This is a genomic window from Pseudomonas sp. GW823-FHT02F05 (assembly GCF_058797315.1).
The window spans coordinates 178,917-201,514 of the sequence record NZ_JBXAJM010000013.1 but is presented as its reverse complement, the minus strand read 5'-3'; the positions used below and the strand labels follow the sequence as shown (position 1 = coordinate 201,514).

Here is a 22,598-nt window from a genome sequence, read left to right as displayed (position 1 = left end):
TCCCGCTGGGGTGCGAAGCGCCCCCAAAAAGCCGGCTCCAGCTGCGCTGTCGAACGGGAGCAAGCTCCCTCGCCACAACAAGCAGTTCCCACAGTAAATCCGTGCACTCCTTCGAGATCTTCCCCATGAACGACCTCCTCAACCTGCAAGGCTACGGCCCCATGCTGGCCCAGGGTGCCTGGATGACGCTCAAGCTGGCGCTCCTCGCCCTGGCCCTGAGCCTTACCCTTGGCCTGGTCGCCGCGGGCGCCAAACTCTCCAGCGCCAAATGGCTGCGCGTGCCGGCCACGCTCTACACCACGTTGATCCGCAGCGTGCCGGACTTGGTGCTGATCCTGCTGATCTTCTACAGCCTGCAACTGTGGCTCAACGACCTGACCGAAGCGTTCGGCTGGGACTACGTTGAAATCGACCCGTTTACCGCCGGGGTGATCACCCTGGGGTTTATCTACGGCGCGTATTTCACCGAGAACTTCCGGGGTGCGATCCTCAGCGTGCCGGCCGGCCAACTGGAAGCCGCCACCGCCTACGGCCTGAGCCGCTGGCAGCGCTTTCACCTGGTGCTGTTCCCGCAACTGATGCGCTTTGCCCTGCCGGGCCTGGGCAATAACTGGCTGGTGCTGCTCAAGTCCACGGCGCTGGTGTCGATCATCGGCCTGTCAGACCTGGTCAAGGCCGCGCAGAACGCCGGCAAGTCCACCAGCGAGCCGCTGTACTTCCTGATCCTCGCGGGCCTGGTGTACCTGGTGATTACCACCCTCTCCAACCGCATCTTCAAGCGCCTGGAACGGCGCTATAACCTGGGCATCAAGGGGATGGCGCGATGATCGAATTGTTCCAGCAATACGGCCTGGCCTACCTGTTCAGCGATGGCAGCGGCCTGTCCGGTGTCGCCATGACCTTGTGGCTGTTCATTATCTCGGTGGTACTGGGCTTCGCCCTGTCGATCCCCCTGGCGCTGGCACGCGTCTCAGAGCATTTCTGGCTGCGCTGGCCGGTGGAGGTCTACACCTACCTGTTCCGCGGCACGCCGCTGTATATCCAACTGCTGATTTGCTACACCGGGCTGTACAGCCTGGAAGTGGTGCAGGACAACGCCCTGCTCAACCAGTTTTTCCGCAATGCGCTGAACTGCACGCTGTTGGCGTTTGTGCTCAACACCTGCGCCTACACCGTGGAAATCTTCGCCGGGGCAATCCGCAACATTCCCCATGGCGAGATCGAAGCGGCACGCGCCTATGGCCTGCACGGCTGGCGGCTGAACCTGTTTGTGATCGTGCCCGCAGCATTGCGTCGCGCCCTGCCGGCCTACAGCAATGAAATGATCCTGATGCTGCACGCCACGTCGCTGGCGTTCACCGCCACCGTCGCCGACATCCTCAAGGTCGCCCGCGATGCGAATGCCGAGACGTTCCTGACCTTCCAGGCTTTCGGCATCGCCGCCCTGCTTTACATGCTGCTGTCCTTTGCACTGGTGGGCCTGTTCAGGCTGGCCGAACGTCGCTGGATGCGCTTTCTTGTTCCTACCCGAGGCTAACCCATGAATCAGTCCGCGCAGGCCCTGGCCGCTTATCCAATGGATGTACCCGTCGGCAACACCGCCACGGCGGCCATCAAGCTGCAAGTCGAAGGTATCCATAAACGCTACGGCGAACACGAAGTGCTCAAGGGCGTGTCCCTCAACGCACGCCAGGGCGATGTGATCAGCTTGATCGGCGCCAGCGGTTCGGGCAAAAGCACGATGCTGCGGTGCATCAATTTTCTGGAACAGCCTGACGCCGGGGTGATCACCCTGGACGGCATCAGCATCGAAATGCAACCAGGCCGCGCCGGCACCCGCGCGCCGCACCAGGCGCAACTGCAAAACCTGCGCACGCGCCTGGCCATGGTGTTCCAGCACTTCAACCTGTGGAGCCACATGACCGTGCTGGAAAACATCACCATGGCCCCGCGCCGGGTGCTGAACGTGAGCGCCGCCGAAGCCGAGAAACGAGCGCGGCTGTACCTGGACAAGGTCGGCCTGCCGAGCCGCGTGGCGGACCAATACCCGGCGTTCCTGTCCGGCGGCCAGCAGCAGCGCGTGGCGATTGCGCGGGCGCTGGCGATGGAGCCGGAGATTATCCTGTTTGATGAACCTACCTCAGCCCTGGACCCGGAGCTTGTTGGAGAAGTGCTAAAAGTCATACAGACGTTGGCCGAGGAAGGTCGTACCATGCTGATGGTCACCCACGAAATGGGCTTTGCCCGCCAGGTGTCCAGCCAAGTACTGTTCCTGCATCAGGGCCGAGTCGAAGAACACGGCGGCGCCGAGATCCTCGACCATCCCACCAGCGAACGCTTGCAGCAATTTCTTTCTAACCGTTTGAAGTGAACTCATGGATACCAAGGCCAACGGACCCCATTCTTCCCCTACGCTGGATCGCATCGACGAAGCGATCATCGACGTACTCAGGCATCAGGGGCGTATCACCTACGAAAAGCTCTCGTCATTGGTGCACCTCACCCCCAGGCCCTGCCTGGAGCGGGTGCGCAAGCTGGAGCGACGCGGGGTGATCCGTGGGTATGGGGCGATCATCGATGTGCAGATGGTCTCACCGGGGCTGTCGCTGCTGGTGCTGGTGGCCCTGTCCAACCAAAGCGGGCGCTCGGCGCAAAAGGCCTTCGAAGCCTGCGTGAAAGCCTGCCCGCAGGTATTCGAATGCCAGTTGATCAGCGGGCCGTTCGACTACAGCCTGCGCATGCGCTGCCGGGATATGGAGCATTACCGGGTGCTGACCGAGAACTGGTTGAACAATGATGAGTTGCACATTGATAAGCTGGTGGCGCATCCGGAGTTGGCGGTGGTCAAGAACACCGCGACCGAACTGGCCTGAACCAGCTAGCTCGTTCCCACGCTCTGCGTGGGAATGCATCCAATGACGCTCCGCGTCACAACTTCAAGAGCAGACGCGGAGCGTCCAGGGTGGCATTCCCACGCAGAGCGTGGGAACGATCAATCAGTCACCCCACATCTGACGGGTCGACCGCTATCGCAGGCAAGCCAGCTCCCACATTGACCGGGTTTGCAATTCTTTTGCCTGGCTTGGCACCCACCAGCTTCGCCTGCCCATCCTTCTGCTTGCCCGTACGCGCCTCGCTGATCAGCCCCGGGATCAACTTGCCCTCCGGCAAATTCTTCCAGAACCGGCTGGGCAAATGCCCTTCCATCACCTTGGGGTTCAGCCGCGCCGGGTTGAAGATGTGGCTGTAGTAGGTCAACCACATCGCACTGTGGGGATCTTCAACATTCTGCGCCAGTTGCTGCCAGGCCTCGGGGCACTGGCGCTGATGAATCAATTGCTCGCCGTCGTAATACACCCCGTCCAGGGGCGTGGCGATCATCCAGCGATGGCGGCCCATGCGCCCGATAAAATGCTCGCTGGCGCTCTTGAGAATGTCATGGGCCGGCTCATGCCAGGCCACGTACTCCGGCAGTTCCGGCCCGGCCCCGTCCGGCAGCGCGATGAAGCGCACAAACGCATGCAAGTGGTGGGCTTCCCGGCTGACTTGCTTGATGCGCCGCTGCAATTCGCTGCCAAGCTTGTCACCCGCGAGCATGGCGGTGCGATCACCATGGCTGACCCGCCACAGCACTTCATACAACAGGCTCCAGCGCTGATCACCGTGATAACAGGCAGCGGACTCCAGCAATTGCAACAACGCCTTGGGTATGCGCGCCTGAAACGGCCCCATCCCTGGTGGGATCAGTTCATCGGTAGCGAACAGGTCCGCCGCCTGCACCTCGCCCCAACTGACCTGGCTGGGGTCGACCTGATGGCTGAGCAACCAGCGGGCCTGTTCGCGCCAGGTACTGAACAGGTTGTCGCACTCCAGGCTGATCATCCCCACAGCCCCATCTGTTGCGGCTGCGGACGGTCACGCAATTGTTCGCGCAACAACACACTGGTGCTGTCGGCCTGCTGCGGGTGGTAGTCGCTGGTGATGAAAAACGGCTTGGCCTTGGCCAGCACGCAGCGCATGCGCGCCAGGTCTTCGAAGCGGATCTTGCGTTCACGGCGCAGGTCGACCAGGCGCTGGGTGGTGCGCAGGCCGATGCCGGGAATACGTGCGATCAGGGTCGGCTCGGCGCGGTTCAGGTCCAGGGGGAACACCTCACGATGCTCCAGGGCCCAGGCCAGCTTGGGGTCGATATCCAGTGCCAGGTCACCGGGGCCGGCGAACAGCTCATTGGCGCTGAAACCGTAGCTGCGCAGCAGGAAATCAGCCTGGTACAAGCGGTGCTCACGCATCAAGGGCGGCGCGGCCAGGGGTACGCTTTTCGGGCTGTTGGGGATGGGGCTGAACGCCGAGTAATACACGCGGCGCAGCTTGAAATTACCGTACAACGCCTCGGCACCGTGCAGGATGGTGCTGTCGTCGGTGTCGTCGGCACCGACGATCATCTGCGTGCTCTGCCCGGCCGGGGCAAAACGTGGCGCACGGGGTTCGTTGAGCACCGTCTGTTCGCCGGTGTAGATGGTCTGCATGGCCTGCTTGATCGAGCCGATCTGCTTCTCGGGCGCCAGGGTCTGCAGGCTGGCGTCGGTGGGCAGTTCGATATTCACGCTGAGGCGATCGGCATAACGGCCAGCCTCGGCGATCAGGGCCGGGTCGGCATCGGGGATGGTCTTGAGGTGGATATAACCGCGAAAGTCATGCTCTTCGCGCAGCAGTTTGGCGACCCGCACCAGTTGCTCCATGGTGTAGTCCGACGAACGGATGATGCCGGAACTGAGGAACAGCCCACTGACGCAATTGCGCTTGTAGAAATCCAGGGTCAGGGTGACCACCTCCTCCGGGCTGAAGCGCGCACGGGGCACGTCGCTGGAGCGGCGGTTGACGCAGTATTGGCAGTCGTAGAGGCAGAAGTTGGTGAGCAACACCTTGAGCAACGACACGCAACGGCCATCGGGCGTGTAGCTGTGGCAGATGCCCATGCCATTGGTGGAACCCAGCCCCGCCTTGCCCTCGGAACTGCGCTTGGGCGCGCCACTGCTGGCGCAGGACGCGTCGTACTTGGCGGCGTCGGCGAGGATGCTGAGTTTTTCGATCAACTGCATGGAGGGCTACCGATACTGGTTTTTTGTACAGTACCAATAGCCACACTTTGTCACAAGTGCCGTCTGTAGGAGCGAGCTCTTGTGGCGAGGGAGCTTGCTCCCGCTGGGCTGCGAAGCGGCCCCAAAAGCTTGCGGGCGCTGCGCACCCGAACGGGAGCAAGCTCCCTCGCCACAATAAGGGGATCGGTCAGCTGGCGGTTGCCAGCAGCAAGTCCTGCACTGAACGCGCCTTGCCACGGTGATGGTCCAGCGCATACAACGACGCCGCAATCTCATCCGCCCGAATCGGCAACACCGACAGCAAGGTATCGCTCAAGCCATGGCTGGCCTGGCTGAAGCCCTGGATGTAGATGCCAGCCTTGCAGCGCTCGTCGGTGACGATGCGGTAGTCGCGGGCCACTTCAAAGTCGCCCATGTAGGCTTGCAGCGGCGCCAGCAGTTCACGGTGCATCTGGCGCTCGTAGCCGGTGGCCAGGATTACCGCGTCGTAATGGTTGAGGCTGGTTTCGCCGGTGGCGCTATTGCGCAGGGCCAGTTCGATACCCAGCGGGCCTGGGGTGGCCTTCTCCACTACGGTCAGGGTGCGGAACGCCTGGCGGGCGATGCCGGAGACTTTCTGGCGGTAGAAAATCCCGTAGATTCGCTCGATCAGGTCCAGGTCCACTACCGAGTAGTTGGTGTTCTGGTATTCGGCGACCAAACGCTCACGCTCGGCACCGACTTGCTGGAACACCAGGTCAGTAAAGGCCGGCGAGAACACTTCGTTGACGAACGGGCTGTCGTCGGCCGGTTTGAGCGCCGAACCGCGCAGGATCATGTCGACCTGCACCGACGGGAAGCTGTCATTGAGGTCGATAAAAGCTTCTGCCGCGCTCTGGCCGCCGCCGATCACGGCGATGCGCATCGGCTTGCCGTCTACGCACGGCTGGCTGGCCATGCGCTCCAGGTACTGGGAATGGTGAAACACCCGGCTATCGCCCTTGAGCGCCTTGAATGCCTCGGGGATGCGCGGTGTGCCGCCGGCGCTGACCACCACCGAACGGGTGGTGCGCACATGCTGCTCGCCCTGGGCATCACGGGAGATCACGCGCAACGCCTCGACCTGTTGCTGATGCAGGATCGGCTCGATGGCCAGCACTTCCTCGCCGTAGTTGGCCTGGGCCTGGAACTGCCCCGCCACCCAGCGCAGGTAGTCGTTGTACTCCATGCGGCAAGGGTAAAAGGTGCCCAGGTTGATGAAGTCCACCAGGCGGTCGTGGGCCTTGAGGTAGTTGACGAAGGAGTACGGGCTGGTGGGGTTGCGCAGGGTCACCAGGTCCTTGAGGAAGGAAATCTGCAGTTCACTCTGGGTCACCAGGGTATTGCCGTGCCAGCGGTAGTCGGCTTGTTTGTCGAGAAACAGCACGTCCAGCTTGCCCTGGGCCTTTTCACGCTCCTGCAGGGCGATGGCCAGCGCCAGGTTCGAAGGGCCGAAACCGATCCCGATCAGGTCATGAACCGCGGGCGAAGCAATTGCCTGTGTCATTCCAGTGTCCTCTGGATAAGCCCCATGGCGGTGGGGCGGGAATACCTTCATGGCCTGAACAACAGGCCGTGTGTTGATAGGAAACGAGGACAGTGAAATAAAATTTAACTAACAGCCGATCAGTGCGCTTCCCACTCGCGCATGCGCACCCGGCAGTGCTTCATCGCATTGACGATGTGTTTTTCCACCAGACTGCGGGAAATGTTCAGGCGTTCAGCGATTTGCACATGGGACAGGCCTTCGAGCTTGCGCAATAGGAAACTGTCGCGACAGGCCACCGGCAGCTCGGCCAAGGCGCGCTCGAGCATCTCCAGGCGCTGGCCCTGATCGTGGCTGGCGTGGGGGGAACAGGCGGCGAAGCGCTCTTCGCTGTCCAGCACATCCAGGGGCTCGGTTTGGCGCACGGCGTTGCGCCGATGGCCGTCGATCACCAGGTTCAAGGCGGTGCGGTACAGGAAGGCGCGGGGCTGTTCGATCGGGGTGTCGCTTGCGCGCTCGAGCACCCGCACATAAGCGTCATGCACCACATCTTCGGCCACCTGACGGTTGCCCAGCTTGGCGTTGAGGAAACACACCAGCTCGCGATAGTAGTTTTCCAACATGACTCCTGACCCCACGGCCTTGGTACAAACGACACCCGGCCCCTGTAGGAGCGAGCTTGCTCGCGAAAAACCCAAGAGCGCATCCCCTTACCTGGATGCGCCCGCAATCATTGGCGGTTTTGCCATCACCGATGATGGCAGTTTGAGTGTGTGCAATTTATAGTAATTCTCATCTACTTTTAAAGAACTCTCTCATCAGCGGTCGGTTTTTTTCGCAATTCGCGCTGTAACTACTTATGTAACAGCCTAAATTCCGGAGCATTTTCCTCGTTTACCTGTCAGCTCTGCGCGACTGCGCCCCGAACTTTCCTGGCTGGAAGCTACCCATGAAACGCCCTCGACCTGCCCGACGCGCCCTGCTTGTGGTGGCGTGCCTGATTCCCATCGTTGCGTTTGCCACCTGGCAGGGCCTGACGCCGGGCCGCGATGCCCTGGCCACCGTCACCGTGACCCGCGCCGACATCGAAAACAGCGTCACCGCCCTGGGCACCCTGCAACCGCGACGTTACGTAGACGTCGGCGCCCAAGCCTCCGGGCAGATCCGCAAGATCCACGTCGAGGCCGGTGACCAGGTCCAAGAGGGCCAATTGCTGGTGGAGATCGACCCCGCCACGCAAAAAGCCAAGCTCGACGCCAGCCGCTATGCCATCGAAAACCTGCAGGCTCAGTTGCAGGAGCAGAAAGCCCAGCACCAACTGGCCCATCAGAAGTACCAGCGTCAGCAGCGCCTGAGTGCCGGCAACGCCACCCGCGAGGAAGACGTGCAGACCGCCAAGGCGGAACTCAGCGCGACCCAGGCGCGGGTGCAGATGTTCCAGGCACAGATCCGCCAGGCCCAGGCCAGCCTGCGCAGCGATGAAGCCGAGTTGGGCTACACGCGCATCTACGCGCCAATGACCGGTACCGTGGTGGCCGTGGATGCACGCGTCGGCCAGACCCTCAACGCGCAACAGCAAACGCCGCTGATCCTGCGCATCGCCAAGCTGTCGCCCATGACGGTGTGGGCGGAAGTCTCCGAAGCCGACATCGGCCATGTCAAACCCGGCATGAGCGCGTATTTCACCACTCTGAGCGGTGGCAGCCGGCGCTGGACCAGCACCGTGCGCCAGATCCTGCCGATCCCGCCCAAACCCTTGAACGAAACCCAGGGCAGCGGCAGCCCGAGCAGCACCAGCAAGAGCGGCACTGGCCGAGTGGTGCTGTACACGGTGCTGCTGGACGTGGACAACGCCGACAACGCGCTGATGGCCGAGATGACCACCCAGGTCTTTTTCGTCGCCAGCCAAGTCAAGGACGCCCTCTCCGTACCCGTCGCCGCCTTGCAAAGCGTGCCCGGCTCCGCAGCGCAAATCGCCCGGGTGGTCGCAAAAAACGGAGCCATCGAAGACCGTGAAGTGCGCCTGGGCATCAGCGACCGCCTGCGGGTGGAAGTGCTCGAGGGGTTGAGCGAGGGCGACCACCTGTTGATCGGCCCGGTTGATAGCCATGGGGGCTGAAATGACCACGCCCCTGATTGAACTCAAAGGCATCCGCAAATCCTACGGCGGCGGCGACAGCCCGCAGGTCGATGTGTTGCGCGGCATCGACCTGTCGATCCATGCCGGCGAGTTCGTCGCCATTGTCGGCGCGTCGGGCTCGGGTAAATCGACGCTGATGAACATCCTCGGCTGCCTCGACCGCCCCACCGAGGGCGACTACCTGTTCGCCGGGGAAAACGTCGCCCACCTGGGCAGCGACGAACTGGCCTGGCTACGCCGCGAAGCCTTCGGTTTTGTGTTTCAGGGCTACCACTTGATTCCCTCAGGCTCCGCCCAGGAAAACGTCGAGATGCCGGCGATCTATGCCGGCATCAGCGCCGCCGAACGCCATGCCCGCGCCAGCGCCCTGCTCACCCGCCTGGGCCTGGCCGAGCGCACCGGCAATCGGCCGCACCAGCTGTCGGGTGGGCAACAGCAACGGGTGTCCATCGCCCGCGCCCTGATGAACGGCGGCCATATCATCCTCGCCGACGAACCCACCGGCGCCCTCGACAGCCATAGCGGCGCCGAGGTCATGGCCTTGCTCGACGAACTGGCGAGCCAGGGCCATGTGGTCATTCTGATTACCCACGACCGTGAAGTGGCGGCGCGAGCCAACCGCATCATCGAGATTCGCGACGGCCAGATCATCAGCGATTCGGCTGACACCCGCGCGGCCACACCCAGCGTGGCGGCCGGCGCCTTGCACGCCGTGGACCTGCGCCAACGCCTGGTCGACGGCGCCGAGCACAATGGTGCCTGGAAAGCCGAATTGCTGGATGCCGTGCAGGCCGCCTGGCGGGTGATGTGGATCAACCGTTTTCGCACGGCGCTGACGCTGTTGGGCATCATCATCGGCGTCGCGTCGGTGGTGGTGATGCTGGCAGTGGGCGAAGGCAGCAAGCGCCAGGTCATGGCGCAGATGGGCGCATTCGGCTCCAATATCATCTACCTCAGCGGATCTTCGCCCAACCCGCGTACGCCGCTGGGTATCGTGTCCCTCAACGATGTCGCGGCCCTGGCGACGCTGCCTCAGGTCAAGCGCATCATGCCGGTCAACGGCACCGACGCGGGAGTGCGCTTCGGCAACGTCGACTACATGGCTTACGTGGGGGGCAACGACACCAACTTCCCGGAGATCTTCAACTGGCCGGTGGTCGAGGGCAGCTACTTCACCGAGGCCGACGAACGCGCCGCCGCCACGGTCGCCGTGATCGGCGCGCGCATCCGCCAAAAATTGTTCAAGGACGTGGCCAACCCTATCGGCCAGTACATCCTGATCGAAAACGTACCCTTCCAGGTGGTCGGCGTGCTCGCGGAAAAAGGCTCAAGCTCCGGCAACAAGGACAGTGACGACCGTGTCGCCATTCCCTACAGCGCCGCCAGTGTCCGCCTGTTCGGCAGCTACAACCCCGAATACGTGGCGATTGCCACCACCGATGCACGCAAGGTGCATGAAGCCGAACGCGCCATCGACCAGTTGATGCTGAAGCTGCACAACGGCAAGCGCGACTACGAGCTGACCAACAATGCCGCGATGATTCAGGCCGAAGCCCGCACCCAGAACACCCTGTCGCTGATGCTCGGCTCGATTGCGGCGATCTCCCTGCTGGTGGGCGGCATCGGCGTGATGAATATCATGTTGATGACCGTGCGCGAACGCACCCGTGAAATCGGCATCCGCATGGCGACCGGGGCGCGCCAGCGCGACATCCTGCGCCAGTTCCTCACCGAGGCGGTGATGCTCTCGGTGGTCGGCGGCCTGTTCGGTATTGCCCTGGCATTGCTGGTGGGCGGCGTGCTGGTGCTGGCTGAAGTGGCGGTGCAGTTTTCCCTGGTGGCGGTGCTCGGCGCGTTTGGCTGTGCGCTGGTTACCGGCGTCGTATTCGGCTTCATGCCGGCCCGTAAAGCTGCCCGGCTCGATCCGGTTAAGGCGTTGACCAGTGAATAAACGATCTCTCACTCCACGACTGTCAGCGTTCAGTGTGTGCCTGTTGCTCACGGCCTGTGGCGCTAACCCGCCGGCCATCGACAGCGGCCTCGCCACGCCCGCCGCCTGGCACTATGCAGAACGCGAAGCGACCCAAGCCATCAACCAGCGCTGGTGGACGCAGTTTGGCAGCCCGGCGTTGAACCGCCTGATCGACCAGGCCCGTCGTGACAGTTTCGACGTAGCAGCCGCCATGGCGCGGGTCCGTCAGGCCCAGGCCACGGCGGTGATTGCCGGCGCACCGCTGCTGCCGGAACTGAAGTTCAACCTCACCGCCAGCCGGCAAAGGCTGTTGCGCGGCAGCGGCAACTCGGACCTGGACGCCACCGAAAGCAATCGGACCGTCAACAGCTATGACGCCAGCCTCACCGCCAGCTATGAAATCGACTTCTGGGGGGGCCGCGCCGCTGCGCGCGACAGCGCCGTGCAGAGCCTGCACGCCAGTGAGTTCGCTCAGGCCAACGTGGAGCTGACCCTGCTCAGCAATGTCGCCGACCGCTACGCGCAAACCCTGGCCGCACGCCAGCGCCTGCAGATTGCCGAGCTCAACCTGGCGAATGCGCGCAATGTGCTGAACCTGGTACAGACCCGCCACGACGCCGGTTCCGCCACGGCCCTGGAACTGGCTCAACAGAAGAGCCTGGTGGCCAGCCAGCAACGGCAATTGCCGCTGATCCAGCAATCGGTCGAAGAGTCGCAAATCACTTTGGCCGCCTTGCTTGGTCAACCCGTACAGGCCCTGGAACTGGGCGCTGAACCCTTCCAGGCATTGACCTGGCCGAGTATCGGGCCCGGTGTACCGAGCCAGTTATTGAGCCGGCGCCCCGACCTCGCCCAGGCCGAGGCCCAGTTGGCAGCGGCCCGTGCCGACGTCACGGTGGCCCGTGCAGCGATGCTGCCTTCAGTGACATTGGGCGCGACCCTCGGCTCTGGCGCATACAAGGCCCAAGAGGTCTTGCGCAGCCCCTTCTACACCCTGACCTCGGGCCTGATGGCGCCAATCTTCAACAATGGCCGGCTGAGCGCCGAGCGCGACAAGGCTCGGGCACGCCAGGATGAACTGCTGCAAAGCTACCGCGGGGCAATCATCAATGGCTTTGCCGATGTGGAAAAAGCCCTCAGCAGCATCACCCGCCTTGACCAGCAACGCCAGTGGCAAAGCGAGGAGCTGCAACAGGCGCAGGCCGCGTTTCAGATTGCCCAGAGCCGCTACGAAGCCGGTGCCGAAGACCTGCTCACGGTGCTGGAAACCCAGCGCACTTTGTACAGCGCCCAGGACCAGAACGTGCTACTGCGCCTGTCGCGCCTACAAGCCAGCATCGCCCTGTACAAGGCATTAGGCGGTGGCTGGAAAACCAACATCTGATAAACGAAACTCATATTTCATACACGAGTTGTTTCTTCACCCTACATTCTCCACCTCAAGGTCCTTGGTAAAAAAGCCGTTATCACACGGAAGCCCGGGACCTCATGATGAAACCCAGCGTTGTTGTAAAAGGCCTGGCCTGCATTGGCTGCTGGTTGATACCGAACCTGGCGCTGGCCAAACCCTTGATCGCCCCCACCGCAATCGACTGGCTGCTGGACTGCCCCCTCACCACGACGGCGCACTTGAACCCGCAAGTGGTTGGCCGCACCCAATGCGGCCTGGTCAACGTCCCCCGCGACCATGCCGCCCCCCAGCGCGGCCGCCTAAGCTTGAGCGTGACACGGGTAGGCGCACGGCAACCGCTCAACCGTGAAGGTGTCGTGTTCATCCAGGCCGGCGAACCCCTCCAGGCCAAGGACGCGCCTTTCGTTCTTCACCTCGCCAGCCGCTGGGAGTCGCTTGCCACCCAGGCCTATCGCACCCTGGTCGACCGTTATGACGTCATCGAGCTGAGCGCCCGCGACCTGCGCGAGGGCAATGCCGTGGAACAGGCCGCGCGGGACATGGAGTTCGTGCGCGGGCAACTTGACGAGGCGCGCCTCAACTACCTGGGCAACGCCGCTGCCACCCGCCTCGGCAGCCTCTACGGTACGCTGTTTCCCGAGCGTGTCGGGCGCATGGTGCTGATCAATGCCGAGCCTGGCGAAGCAGTCGCCACCGGTGTAGAGCAACTCTTGCTCAAGGAGTCGGCGCGCGCAGGCGCCGACGGCTGCGTCAACCGCTGGCTGGGGGATTTTCTCGCTTATGGTAGACAACCGCCGGCGTCCACGCGCTGTCTCGACCTCAGCGCCTGGGAGTAAGTAGCCCACGCATTTACGACCTCTTGCCACCAAAAACGACAGCCTGCGTTGACGCACTTCCCCAATCGTTATTAAGTGCTATTTATCCGCATTAATACGATAAATCACCGCCATGTTGACTCGCCCGCTACGCCGCAAACGCCAGAAGCTGTCCGATGTGATTGTCGAGTCGGTCAAGCGCTCGATCGTCACCGACGCCTTGAAGCCCGGCGACCGCCTGCCCACCGAACGCGAGCTGATGGAAAGCTTCCAGTGTTCCAAGGGTTCGGCACGCGAAGCGCTCAAGGCGTTGGAAGTGGAGGGCTTGGTGAGCACGCGCACCGGCCCCAGCGGCGGGGCTTACTTGAACCAGGCCGGCACCGAGCCGGCCAGCCGCGCCTTGCGCAATTACTTGCACTTCCAGCACCTGGACGGCGAGCAGGTCTACCAACTGCGCAAGGTCATCGAAGTGGAATTGGCGGTGTCGGTGCTCGGGCGTTTGAGCGAAAACGATTACACCGCCCTGCAAGCCAATGTGGATTTTTGCAGCGCCCCCGAAGACAGCGAAGCCGGCCAGCGCGAACAACGCCTGGCGGAACTGGAGTTCCACAACCTGCTGGCCCGGGCCTGCCCCAACCCGCTGCTGAGTTTCATGGCGCAGTTTCTCAATGACTTGCTGCGCGACCTGGTGGTGCTGAAAAAGGCCTACAAGCCCAAACGCAAGCAGTTCGACGCGGCCAACCTCGACTATCACAAGCAACTGCTGGTCGCCTTTCGCGCCGGGGACGAAAGCGCGGTGCGCAGCTTGATGCATGAACACATGTGCGATGCCGAACACCATATGACCGCGCTGGAAGGCCAAGTGAGCCCGCATTTCCTACTGGAGTTCGACCACCCTTAAACACGCCAACAATCCAATGTGGGAACCCGATCAATGTGGGAGCTGGCTTGCCTGCGATGCGGGCGCCTCGGTGTTACAGGGGACCGAGTCGATGCCATCGCAGGCAAGCCAGCTCCCACAGTTGACCCCGTTCACCCGCGAAATCGAGTTATCCAATAACAAGCCTGCCCACAGGCCCTTGCTCCACCGTATCGCCCTTGCCGCTCCTGCCAATAACTAAACCAGGGAGTCACCCCATGCAGCGTCGTACGTTATTGAAAGCCAGCCTCACCGCCGCCGCCGTCCTCAGCCTTCCGCTGAGCGTGCGTTCGGCATTCGCCGCCGAGCCCTTTACCTTTTACGGCCTCAAGTCCATGTCTGGCGCCTTTGCCAGCTATGGCAAATTTGCCGACATGGGTTCGCGCCTGGCGGTGCAGCAACACGCCCAATTGCTCGGCCGCCCACTGAACTACAAGGTCATCGACACCGAAGGCAACGCCGGCAAGGCAGTGCGCAAGGTGCAGGAGGCCATCGCGCAGGACGGCGCACGGTTCTTCCAGGGATGCACGCTGTCATCTTCCGCGCTGGCAGTGGCCAAGGAAGTGGACAAGGTCGGCGGCGTGTTCATGACCCCGGTGGGCGCCGATGAAGTGACAGGCAAGGACTGCAACAAGGCGACCTTCCGCTGGTCGGTGCCCACCTACGGCGCGATACGCGAAACCATGGTGCCGCTGATCAAGCTGCTGCCGGACGCCAAGCGCTGGTACACCATCACCCCGCAATACGTATTCGGCGAAGCCTTGCTCGAAGGCGCCAGAAACGTGCTCAAGGAGCATGGTCTGGAACACGTGGGCAACAGCTACCACTCGTTGCAGGAACAGGAATTCTCCGGCTACCTGACCAACGCCATTTCCACCAAGCCCGATGTGCTGGTGCTGCTCAACTTTGGCAGCCAATCGTCCAACACGCTGCGCCAGGCCGTGAACTTCGGCATCAAGGAGCGCATGAAGGTGCTGCTGGTGTGGTCTGCCGGCCTGGATCAGTTCCAAGAACTGGGCAGCGATGTGCTCGAGGGCGTGTACCTCGGCGCACAGTACTGGCACCAGGTCGACACCCCGCTCAACCGTGAACTGGTGAAGCTGACCCAAGCCGAGTACGGCATCAACCCCACCTACCCGCTGGCCGCCGACTACATCAGCACCAAAGTCATGCTCGACACCATCATTGCCACCGGCAGCTTCGATGGCCCGACCGTGGCCAAGGCTCTGCAAGGCTTGAGCTACGAAGGCCCGACCGGCAAGGAGTCGATCCGCGCCGGCGACCACCAGGTGATCAAGGACTACTACCTGCTGATCGGCAAGGCCAGCGGCGACATGGCTGACAAGGACGACCTGGCCAAAGTGCTCAGCGCTGGCCAATCGTTCCCTGCAGTCGAGGCGACGGGCTGCGCGCTCGGCTGACCGCTTAACTTTTGTCGCGCAGGGCCGTGCAAGCGGCCGTCTGCGGAGGGTGCCTGCATGCTTAATTTGTACCTGTTCCAGATTCTCAACGGCCTTGGGCTGGGGATGATCTACTTCCTGATCGCGGTAGGGCTGACGATCATTTTCGGCCTGCTCAACTTCGTCAACTTCGCCCACGGCGCGTTCTTCCTGCTCGGCGCCTACATCTGCTACACCGCGGTGAGCCTCACCGGCAACTTCTGGCTGGCGCTGCTGATCGCGCCGCTGGTGGTGGCCGCGCTGGCCTGGGTGATCGAGCGCTTGCTCATCCAGCGCATCTACCACTTGCCACACATGTTCCAGATTCTGGTGACCCTGGGGATCGCCCTGATCATCCAGGAAGCCAGCGTGATGATCTGGGGGCCGGTGGGCAAAAGCGTCGCCGTGCCGGAACTGTTGCGCGGCGTGCTGGTGGTAGGTGATTTCGTCTACCCCTACTACCGCCTGTTCCTTATCGTGTTTTCCGGGCTGGTGGGCCTGGGCCTGTGGCTGCTGCTGGAGCGTACGCGCTTCGGTGCTCTGGTGCGCGCTGGCAGTGAAAGCACCGAAACCGTGTCACTACTGGGCACCAATATTTTCCGCCTGTTCTCCATGACCTTCGCCCTCGGCGTCGCCCTGGCCGGTGTCGCTGGGGTGTTGTTTGCGCCCTTGCGCGGCGCCCAGCCCTTTGTCGGCCCGGAGATTCTGGGCATCGCCTTCGTGGTGGTGGTGATCGGCGGCATGGGCTCGTTCAGCGGTGCGCTGGTCGGCGGTTTGCTGGTGGGCGTGGTGCAAAGCCTGATGACCACACTCTGGCCCCAGGGTGCGAGCCTGATGATCTACGGCGCCATGGCCGTGGTGATTCTGGTACGCCCTTATGGCCTGTTCGGGAGAGCCTGACATGAGCGATAAAAACCCGCTGCCGTTTGCCAAGACCCAATCCAGAGCCATGTTGCTGTGGGTGTTGGCCGTGCTGATCGGCCTGCCGTTGGTGTTGCCCTCGGCGACCCTGGCCACCGAGATCCTCATCTTTGCCATGGCCGCCCTCGCCTGCAACCTGCTGCTGGGCTATACCGGGCTGCTGTCCTTCGGCCAAGGCATCTTCTTTGGTGCCGGTGCTTATTGTGCGGCGCTGTTGATGATCCACCTGCAACTGGGCCTGTTCACCGCGTTGCTCGGCGCGGCGATTGCCGGTGGTTTCCTGGCGCTGCTGGTGGGCGCCCTGGCGATTCGGCGCACGGGCATTTACTTCGTGATGCTCACGTTGGCGTTCAGCCAGATGGCGTACTTCGTCGCCTACACCCTGAGCGACTGGACCGGCGGCGACAACGGCCTGCTCAGCGTGCCGCGCCCGGAAATTCGTGTGGGCGACACCGTGCTGCTGTCCCTGGCCGACGCCCGTGCCTTCTATGGTTTTGTCGCGGTGCTGTTCCTGCTGATCTTCATCGGCGCACGCCGGGTCATCGCTTCGCCGTTTGGCAGCACGCTGATGGCGATCCGCGAGAACGAAACCCGCGCCTCGGCCATCGGCTACGACACGCGCCACTTCAAGATCCTGGTGTTCGTGCTGTCCGGTGCGGTCACCGGGATTGCCGGGGCGCTGTACGCCATGCTGCTGCACTTTGTGCCGCTGTCGAATATCGATCTGGCAATGTCCGAGAACATCCTGATCATGACCATCGTCGGCGGCACCGGCTCGCTGTTCGGCTCGCTGCTGGGCGCCGGATCCATCGTGCTGCTGGGCGACTTTCTCTCCGACCTGTGGCCGCGCTGGCTGATGCTGCTGGGGGTAATCCTGATCCTGGTGGTGATCTTCATGCGCGGCGGTTTGTGGGGCGGCCTCGCGTCGCTATTCGAGAAGGTGCGCGGCGCGCGCAAACCCGCGGTCGTCGCCAAGGAGGACGGGCTATGAGTGTCTTGCTGGAAACCCAAAACCTGGAGCTGGCCTACGGCGCGTTCCACGCGGTCAATGGCGTCAACCTCAAGGTTGAAGCCGGCACCATCCACACCATCATCGGCCCCAACGGCGCGGGCAAGACCAGCCTGTTCCACTGCCTGACAGGTGAACGCCAGGCCACCGCCGGGGCGATCCATTTCGACGGCAAGAACCTTATGCGCAAGCCCGCCCACGGCCGCGTCGGCCTGGGCATGGCGCGCTCGTTCCAACTCACCAGCCTGTTCCAGAACCTCAGCGTGCGCGAAAACCTGCGCCTGGCCGCCCAAGGCCGCGATGGCTCGCGTGCCTTGAACTTCTGGCGTCGGGTGGACAGCCAGCGCGAACACCTGGAGATGGCCGACCAGGTGCTGGAACGCCTGCAACTCACGGCACGCGCCGACACCCTGGCCGGTGAGTTGTCCCACGGCCAGCAACGGGTGCTGGAGGTGGGCATGTCGATCTGCTCCAAACCCAAACTGTTGATGCTCGACGAGCCCACCTCGGGCATGGGCATCGACGATATTCCGATCATGACCCAACTGATCAGCGACCTTGGGCGCGACCATACGGTGCTGTTGATCGAACACAACATGAGCATCGTCATGTCCATCAGCCAGCGCATCACGGTGATGAGCCATGGGCAGATCCTGGTGGAAGGCACGCCGGAGTTCGTGCGCGCCGATGAACGTGTGCGTACTGCCTATCTTGGGGAGGCTGCCTGATGCTGATCGTCGAGAATATCCATTCCTACTACGACAAAAGCCATGTGCTTGAAGGCGTGTCGCTGAGCGTCAACCCTGGCGAACTGGTGACCCTGCTCGGCCGTAACGGTGCCGGCAAGACCACCACCCTGCGCAGCATCCTCGGCATCATCTGCCCGCGCCAGGGTCAGATCCACTTCAACGGCCAGGCGTTGGTAGGGCAAAAGATCTTTGAAATTGCGCGCCAGGGCTTGGCGCTGGTGCCGGAAAACCGCGGGATTTTCCGCCTGCTGACGGTGGAGGAAAACTTGCGCATCGCTGCCCGCAAGCACAGCCGCTGGCAACTGGAAGACGTATACGCCATGTTCCCGCGCCTCAAGGAGCGGCGCAAAAACGCCGGCCATGCGTTGTCCGGCGGCGAACAGCAGATGCTCGCCATCGCCCGCGCCCTGCTGAACGACCCCAAGCTGCTGATCCTCGACGAACCCACTGAAGGCCTGGCCCCGGTGATCGTTGACGAGCTGGTGAAGATCCTGCGCAAGGTCAAGGACGAGGGCCTGCCGGTGTTGCTGGTGGAACAGAACCTGATGGTCTGCGACAAGCTCGCCGGCCGTCATTACGTGCTCGAACAGGGCCGCGTGGTGTACGAGGGTAGCGCCGCTGACTTCCGCGCCGATCCGACGATCAAAAACCGATACCTGGCCTTGAGTGCCTGAGTGGAGATTCCTGATGAACAGTCTTGCGCAACCGCTCCAGAGCAATGCCCCGCTGATCAACCGCGACCGCTTGTGGCAGTCACTGATGGACCTGGCCCGGCTCGGCGCCACGGCCAAGGGCGGCGTGTGTCGCCTGGCCCTCACCGACCTGGACCGCCAGGCCCGCGACCTGTTTGTGCAGTGGTGCGAAGCCGCCGGGTGCAGCGTCAGTGTGGATGCCATCGGCAATATCTTCGCTCGCCGTCCTGGCCGCAACCCCGCCCTGCCCCCGGTCATGACCGGCAGCCACATCGACACCCAGCCCACCGGCGGCAAGTTCGACGGTTGCTACGGGGTAATGGCCGGGCTGGAAGTGATCCGCACGCTCAATGACTTGCAGATCGAAACCCAGGCGCCCATCGAAGTGGTGGTGTGGACCAACGAAGAAGGCTCGCGCTTCCCGCCGTGCATGATGGGCTCCGGGGTATTTGCCGGGAAGTTCGACCTGCAGGACACCCTCGACAAGCGCGACGACCAGGGCCTGTCGGTAGGCAGCGAATTGCAGCGCATCGGCTATGCCGGTTCGCGTGCGGTGCTGGGCCATCCGGTGGGCGCTTATTTCGAAGCGCATATCGAGCAAGGCCCGGTGCTGGAGGACCAGGCGATTACCCTGGGGGTTGTGATGGGCTGCCTGGGCCAGAAGTGGTTCGACCTGACCCTCACCGGCGTAGAGGCGCATGCGGGCCCTACACCCATGCACCTGCGCAAGGATGCCCTGGTGGGTGCTGCCGAGGTGGTCAGCGCGGTCAACCGTATCGCCCATCAGCATCAGCCTCACGCCTGCGGCACCGTCGGCTGCCTTAACCTGCACCCTGGCTCGCGCAACGTGATCCCCGGCCAGGTGCACATGACCATCGACCTGCGTCACCTGCACGCCGACAAGCTACAAGCCATGGTCGATGAAGTGCGCGCAGTGATCGAAGACGCGGCCGCCCGCCACGGCTTGACGTTTGAACTGACGCCCACCGCCGACTTCCCGCCGCTGGACTTTCACCCGACCTGCGTCAACGCCGTGCGCGAGGCTGCCCAGGCATTGGGCTTGAGCCATATGGACATTGTCAGCGGCGCCGGGCATGACGCGATCTTCGTCGCTGAACTGGGCCCGGCCGGGATGATCTTTGTGCCGTGCGAAGGCGGCATCAGCCATAACGAAATCGAAAACGCCGCGCCGGATGATCTGGCCGCAGGCTGCGCGGTGTTGCTGCGCGCCATGGTCAACGCGGCGCAGGGAGTTCAAGCATGAGTGAGATCGGCCAATTGACGGCGGTGCAACTGCTGCAACACTTTCGTGACAAGACCTTGTCGCCCGTGGAGGTCACCGAAGACGCGTTGCTGCGCATCGAGCGCTACAACCCGGTGGTGAATGCTTACTGCCATGTCGACCCGCAAGGCGCCCTGGACGCTGCGCGGGCGTCGGAACAACGCTGGTTCAAGGGCGAACCTTGCGGCGCCCTGGATGGCGTGCCGGCGTCGATCAAGGACCTCACGCTGACAGTCGGTATGCCCACGCGCAAAGGCTCACGCACCTCCAGTGCCGAGGGCCCGTGGGACGTGGACGCGCCCTTCTCGGCCTTCATGCGCAAGGCCGGCGCGGTGCTGCTGGGCAAGACCACCACTCCGGAATTCGGCTGGAAAGGCGTCACCGACAACCCGCTGTACGGCATCACCCGCAACCCGTGGGACACGCGCACCACCGCCGGTGGCTCGTCCGGGGGCGCCGGTGCGGCAGCGGCGTTGAACCTGGGCGTGCTGCACCAGGGCAGCGACGCCGGCGGCTCGATCCGTATTCCCTGTGCGTTTACCGGCACCTTCGGGATCAAGCCGACCTTCGGCTATGTGCCGCAATGGCCGGCCAGCTCCATGACGATCCTGTCGCACCTGGGGCCGATGACACGCACCGTGGAAGACAGTGTGCTGATGCTGCAAGCCGTGGCGCGACCGGATGCACGGGACGGCTTGATCGGCGCGCCGCGAACCACGCCCTGGCTCGTTCCGGGGAGGGACTTGAAAGGGTTGCGTATCGCCTATAGCCCCACGTTCGGCTATGTGAAAGTCGACCCGCAAGTCGCCCAGGTGGTGGATCAGGCTGTGCAGGGCCTGGTGCAACTGGGCGCCCATGTCGAACAGATCGACCCCGGTTTCAGCGACCCGTTGGACGTCTTCAGCACCTTGTGGGCCGCCGGTGCCGCTCGCCTGACCGGCACGATGAGCGAGGCGCAAAGGCAACTGCTGGACCCTGGGCTGCTACGCATTGCGCAACGGGGCGAGCGCTTGAACCTGGGCGATTTCAACGCAGCTCTGGAAGCCCGGGCGGCGCTGGTCGCACGGATGGCGGCTTTCCATGAGCATTACGATGTGTTGGTGTCACCGATGATGCCGATCACCGCGTTCGAGGCGGGGCATAACGTACCACCGGGTTCGGGAATGACTGAGTGGATGGAATGGACGCCGTTCACCTACCCGTTCAACCTTACCCAACAACCGGCGGCGTCAGTGCCCTGTGAGTTGGCGGCAAATGGCTTGCCGGTGGGCTTGCATGTGGTGGGCGCGCGGTTTGCCGATGAGCAGGTACTTAGGGTGTGTCACGCGTATGCACAGGCATTCCCCACAGCGCACTTGCACACACCGAAAATCCCGACCTGAAATACCTACAACTATGGGAGCTGGCTTGCCTGCGATAGCGCTGGTTCAGTCAGCACATTGGCCTCTGACACACCGCCGTCGCAGCTTCTACACAATTTTGTAGGTTGTAGCAGCCAACGGTAACCACGATGCGAAGTGTGGGGAGGTTCTAGATATGGCACTGGTAGGAAGTCAGTGGGATGAACCGGGATATGGCGGGAGATAGTGCGACAGGCCAGACGGGGCAAGGGGTTGAGGAACGCGCTGTTACTCAAACCAATGCCAAAGCGTCGCCAAGCAATAAACAGATCAAATTGAGTTGAGGCGTTAGCCTAGTGCCAGTTTAGCGAAACCTTTGGCACCGGGCGTCAACGCCGCCTCTGTAGGTTGATATTATACCTTGCGAGTCAAATCCAGCCGCCAGCCCACACCACGCGCCCAATTATCTCCAGATCGTTCAACTGCTCCCTGGGGACGACCATATCGCGGTAGGCCTTGTTCTCACTGATGATGTGAATAGACCCGTCAAACTGCCGCTGGAGCCTCTTCGCATAGAGATGGTCATCCAGCCGGATGACATAGACAGCCTCTCCCTCAAGCGTACTGCGGCTGTGGTCAATCATCACAGTATCGCCATCGTTTAGCAGGCCCTCCATCGAATCCCCGTCCACTCGGATTGCGGACAGGCGCGCTGCGTCCAGGCCTTGCTTGCGAAGCGAGTACGCCGTGAACGCAAGCTGGGTTAGGACAGTAGCTCCTTCGCTCCAGGCGCCGTGACCCGCACTACAGTGCGCATCGTACAGGGGCACGTAGGCGTACTTGTCGTCCGCAATAGATTGGGGCGCGGCTCCTTTCAACTTCTCCCCCTCACCAGAAGCCAGCCAACCAATGTCGACGCCGACCGCCTTAGCGATGTCTACACACCTCGCCACCTTGGGTTCACTCTGCCCGGTGAGGTAATACTCAAGAGTACGTCGGGGGATAGCGGTAAGTCGCGCCAGCTCATCGCCACTTCCCGCTATCTCGGCGCATTGCCGAATACGCTCCGCAAGCCCTTCACTCATTTCGCTTTCTCCCTTGAGCTATCCGAAACGGCATCCCTGCACAAAGCGAAATTTCGCTTTCTCGATAAAGCCTTATAGATCAAAGAGATAGACAAAATTAACCACCACCTAGCCAAAGATGGAAAACGAAAAGCCATTTTTCGCTTTACCACGTAGTTATATTTGGCTATGTTTATGCCCTAGGTAACGTTAGACATCCCAAAAAAACACCCTTGCCGGTG

21 protein-coding genes are annotated in these 22,598 nt (G+C 62.5%); 16 read left to right on the top strand and 5 right to left on the bottom strand.

Going from position 1 to position 22,598, the window contains the following annotated elements; translation table 11 throughout:
• Positions 1-125: 125 nt before the first annotated feature.
• From AC1RAC_RS17350 to AC1RAC_RS17335, 4 genes are read left to right on the top strand one after another with little or no spacing between them, the layout of a single operon-like run.
• Positions 126-827 carry an ABC transporter permease gene (locus AC1RAC_RS17350; RefSeq protein WP_072446155.1) on the top strand — a complete coding sequence of 234 codons (702 nt, stop codon included), beginning with the start codon at positions 126-128 and terminating at the stop codon, positions 825-827.
• Complete coding sequence (locus AC1RAC_RS17345) at positions 824-1,537, top strand: ABC transporter permease (RefSeq protein WP_054897441.1); 714 nt, start codon at positions 824-826, stop codon at positions 1,535-1,537. Before AC1RAC_RS17350 ends, AC1RAC_RS17345 begins: the two co-directional genes overlap by 4 nt.
• Before the next feature lie 3 nt (positions 1,538-1,540).
• Positions 1,541-2,371, top strand: a complete 831-nt coding sequence (locus tag AC1RAC_RS17340; protein WP_003192318.1) for an ABC transporter ATP-binding protein — start codon at positions 1,541-1,543, stop codon at positions 2,369-2,371.
• A 4-nt stretch (positions 2,372-2,375) separates the two neighbouring features.
• Entirely contained in the window at positions 2,376-2,873 is a 498-nt protein-coding gene (locus AC1RAC_RS17335; protein ID WP_236456484.1) for an Lrp/AsnC family transcriptional regulator, read from the top strand.
• 127 nt (positions 2,874-3,000) lie between these two features.
• Here the strand turns inward: AC1RAC_RS17335 and AC1RAC_RS17330 are convergent, their stop codons facing one another.
• The 4 genes from AC1RAC_RS17330 to AC1RAC_RS17315 all read right to left on the bottom strand — a co-directional run bounded on the left by AC1RAC_RS17330 (position 3,001) and on the right by AC1RAC_RS17315 (position 7,226).
• Positions 3,001-3,882, bottom strand: a complete 882-nt coding sequence (locus tag AC1RAC_RS17330) for a TIGR03915 family putative DNA repair protein (RefSeq protein WP_054917426.1) — start codon at positions 3,880-3,882, stop codon at positions 3,001-3,003.
• Complete coding sequence (locus AC1RAC_RS17325; RefSeq protein WP_014719028.1) at positions 3,879-5,099, bottom strand: putative DNA modification/repair radical SAM protein; 1,221 nt, start codon at positions 5,097-5,099, stop codon at positions 3,879-3,881. Before AC1RAC_RS17325 ends, AC1RAC_RS17330 begins: the two co-directional genes overlap by 4 nt.
• Before the next feature lie 187 nt (positions 5,100-5,286).
• Positions 5,287-6,624, bottom strand: coding sequence for a lysine N(6)-hydroxylase/L-ornithine N(5)-oxygenase family protein (locus tag AC1RAC_RS17320; protein ID WP_054897439.1), 1,338 nt, complete (start codon positions 6,622-6,624; stop codon positions 5,287-5,289).
• 119 nt (positions 6,625-6,743) lie between these two features.
• A complete protein-coding gene (locus tag AC1RAC_RS17315; RefSeq protein ID WP_313043706.1) occupies positions 6,744-7,226 on the bottom strand; it encodes a sigma-70 family RNA polymerase sigma factor in 483 nt (160 codons plus the stop codon).
• Between the two features lie 326 nt (positions 7,227-7,552).
• On the opposite strand from AC1RAC_RS17315, the gene AC1RAC_RS17310 reads away from it, so the two are divergent.
• The 12 genes from AC1RAC_RS17310 (at position 7,553) to AC1RAC_RS17255 (ending at position 21,334) form a co-directional block, all read left to right on the top strand.
• Positions 7,553-8,722, top strand: coding sequence for an efflux RND transporter periplasmic adaptor subunit (locus tag AC1RAC_RS17310; RefSeq protein WP_057974969.1), 1,170 nt, complete (start codon positions 7,553-7,555; stop codon positions 8,720-8,722).
• Position 8,723: 1 nt separating this feature from the next.
• On the top strand, positions 8,724-10,694 hold the full coding sequence (locus AC1RAC_RS17305) for a MacB family efflux pump subunit (protein WP_057974970.1): 1,971 nt from the start codon (positions 8,724-8,726) through the stop codon (positions 10,692-10,694).
• Positions 10,687-12,099, top strand: coding sequence for an efflux transporter outer membrane subunit (locus tag AC1RAC_RS17300; protein ID WP_490614333.1), 1,413 nt, complete (start codon positions 10,687-10,689; stop codon positions 12,097-12,099). Before AC1RAC_RS17305 ends, AC1RAC_RS17300 begins: the two co-directional genes overlap by 8 nt.
• 107 nt (positions 12,100-12,206) lie before the next feature.
• Complete coding sequence (locus AC1RAC_RS17295) at positions 12,207-12,962, top strand: alpha/beta hydrolase (protein WP_492616839.1); 756 nt, start codon at positions 12,207-12,209, stop codon at positions 12,960-12,962.
• 112 nt (positions 12,963-13,074) lie between these two features.
• Positions 13,075-13,842, top strand: a complete 768-nt coding sequence (locus AC1RAC_RS17290; RefSeq protein WP_492616838.1) for a FadR/GntR family transcriptional regulator — start codon at positions 13,075-13,077, stop codon at positions 13,840-13,842.
• 236 nt (positions 13,843-14,078) lie between these two features.
• Complete coding sequence (locus AC1RAC_RS17285) at positions 14,079-15,281, top strand: ABC transporter substrate-binding protein (RefSeq protein ID WP_492616837.1); 1,203 nt, start codon at positions 14,079-14,081, stop codon at positions 15,279-15,281.
• A gap of 57 nt (positions 15,282-15,338) precedes the next feature.
• A complete protein-coding gene (locus AC1RAC_RS17280) occupies positions 15,339-16,199 on the top strand; it encodes a branched-chain amino acid ABC transporter permease (RefSeq protein WP_003192337.1) in 861 nt (286 codons plus the stop codon).
• Between the two features lies 1 nt (position 16,200).
• Positions 16,201-17,211, top strand: coding sequence for a branched-chain amino acid ABC transporter permease (locus AC1RAC_RS17275; protein ID WP_096143775.1), 1,011 nt, complete (start codon positions 16,201-16,203; stop codon positions 17,209-17,211).
• Positions 17,208-17,957, top strand: coding sequence for an ABC transporter ATP-binding protein (locus AC1RAC_RS17270; RefSeq protein WP_054917444.1), 750 nt, complete (start codon positions 17,208-17,210; stop codon positions 17,955-17,957). Before AC1RAC_RS17275 ends, AC1RAC_RS17270 begins: the two co-directional genes overlap by 4 nt.
• Entirely contained in the window at positions 17,957-18,652 is a 696-nt protein-coding gene (locus tag AC1RAC_RS17265; RefSeq protein WP_492616836.1) for an ABC transporter ATP-binding protein, read from the top strand. The genes AC1RAC_RS17270 and AC1RAC_RS17265 overlap by 1 nt, the downstream gene beginning before the upstream one ends.
• 13 nt (positions 18,653-18,665) lie before the next feature.
• Positions 18,666-19,934 carry a Zn-dependent hydrolase gene (locus AC1RAC_RS17260; protein WP_492616835.1) on the top strand — a complete coding sequence of 423 codons (1,269 nt, stop codon included), beginning with the start codon at positions 18,666-18,668 and terminating at the stop codon, positions 19,932-19,934.
• The gene (locus AC1RAC_RS17255; protein ID WP_492616834.1) at positions 19,931-21,334 is read left to right on the top strand and encodes an amidase; all 1,404 of its coding nucleotides are present in this window, start codon (positions 19,931-19,933) and stop codon (positions 21,332-21,334) included. The genes AC1RAC_RS17260 and AC1RAC_RS17255 overlap by 4 nt, the downstream gene beginning before the upstream one ends.
• Before the next feature lie 386 nt (positions 21,335-21,720).
• Here AC1RAC_RS17255 and AC1RAC_RS17250 read toward each other — a convergent pair whose 3' ends face one another.
• On the bottom strand, positions 21,721-22,377 hold the full coding sequence (locus tag AC1RAC_RS17250) for an XRE family transcriptional regulator (protein ID WP_492616833.1): 657 nt from the start codon (positions 22,375-22,377) through the stop codon (positions 21,721-21,723).
• Positions 22,378-22,598: the final 221 nt, after the last annotated feature.

What these genes read in the sequence shown, in the direction of transcription:
- AC1RAC_RS17350 (WP_072446155.1), top strand. Translation starts at nt 126, where the DNA reads ATGAACGACCTCCTCAACCTGCAAGGCTACGGCCCCATGCTGGCCCAG.
- AC1RAC_RS17345 (WP_054897441.1), top strand. Translation starts at nt 824, where the DNA reads ATGATCGAATTGTTCCAGCAATACGGCCTGGCCTACCTGTTCAGCGAT.
- AC1RAC_RS17340 (WP_003192318.1), top strand. Translation starts at nt 1,541, where the DNA reads ATGAATCAGTCCGCGCAGGCCCTGGCCGCTTATCCAATGGATGTACCC.
- AC1RAC_RS17335 (WP_236456484.1), top strand. Translation starts at nt 2,376, where the DNA reads ATGGATACCAAGGCCAACGGACCCCATTCTTCCCCTACGCTGGATCGC.
- AC1RAC_RS17330 (WP_054917426.1), bottom strand. Translation starts at nt 3,882, where the DNA reads ATGATCAGCCTGGAGTGCGACAACCTGTTCAGTACCTGGCGCGAACAG.
- AC1RAC_RS17325 (WP_014719028.1), bottom strand. Translation starts at nt 5,099, where the DNA reads ATGCAGTTGATCGAAAAACTCAGCATCCTCGCCGACGCCGCCAAGTAC.
- AC1RAC_RS17320 (WP_054897439.1), bottom strand. Translation starts at nt 6,624, where the DNA reads ATGACACAGGCAATTGCTTCGCCCGCGGTTCATGACCTGATCGGGATC.
- AC1RAC_RS17315 (WP_313043706.1), bottom strand. Translation starts at nt 7,226, where the DNA reads ATGTTGGAAAACTACTATCGCGAGCTGGTGTGTTTCCTCAACGCCAAG.
- AC1RAC_RS17310 (WP_057974969.1), top strand. Translation starts at nt 7,553, where the DNA reads ATGAAACGCCCTCGACCTGCCCGACGCGCCCTGCTTGTGGTGGCGTGC.
- AC1RAC_RS17305 (WP_057974970.1), top strand. Translation starts at nt 8,724, where the DNA reads ATGACCACGCCCCTGATTGAACTCAAAGGCATCCGCAAATCCTACGGC.
- AC1RAC_RS17295 (WP_492616839.1), top strand. Translation starts at nt 12,207, where the DNA reads ATGAAACCCAGCGTTGTTGTAAAAGGCCTGGCCTGCATTGGCTGCTGG.
- AC1RAC_RS17290 (WP_492616838.1), top strand. Translation starts at nt 13,075, where the DNA reads ATGTTGACTCGCCCGCTACGCCGCAAACGCCAGAAGCTGTCCGATGTG.
- AC1RAC_RS17285 (WP_492616837.1), top strand. Translation starts at nt 14,079, where the DNA reads ATGCAGCGTCGTACGTTATTGAAAGCCAGCCTCACCGCCGCCGCCGTC.
- AC1RAC_RS17280 (WP_003192337.1), top strand. Translation starts at nt 15,339, where the DNA reads ATGCTTAATTTGTACCTGTTCCAGATTCTCAACGGCCTTGGGCTGGGG.
- AC1RAC_RS17275 (WP_096143775.1), top strand. Translation starts at nt 16,201, where the DNA reads ATGAGCGATAAAAACCCGCTGCCGTTTGCCAAGACCCAATCCAGAGCC.
- AC1RAC_RS17270 (WP_054917444.1), top strand. Translation starts at nt 17,208, where the DNA reads ATGAGTGTCTTGCTGGAAACCCAAAACCTGGAGCTGGCCTACGGCGCG.
- AC1RAC_RS17265 (WP_492616836.1), top strand. Translation starts at nt 17,957, where the DNA reads ATGCTGATCGTCGAGAATATCCATTCCTACTACGACAAAAGCCATGTG.
- AC1RAC_RS17260 (WP_492616835.1), top strand. Translation starts at nt 18,666, where the DNA reads ATGAACAGTCTTGCGCAACCGCTCCAGAGCAATGCCCCGCTGATCAAC.
- AC1RAC_RS17255 (WP_492616834.1), top strand. Translation starts at nt 19,931, where the DNA reads ATGAGTGAGATCGGCCAATTGACGGCGGTGCAACTGCTGCAACACTTT.
- AC1RAC_RS17250 (WP_492616833.1), bottom strand. Translation starts at nt 22,377, where the DNA reads ATGAGTGAAGGGCTTGCGGAGCGTATTCGGCAATGCGCCGAGATAGCG.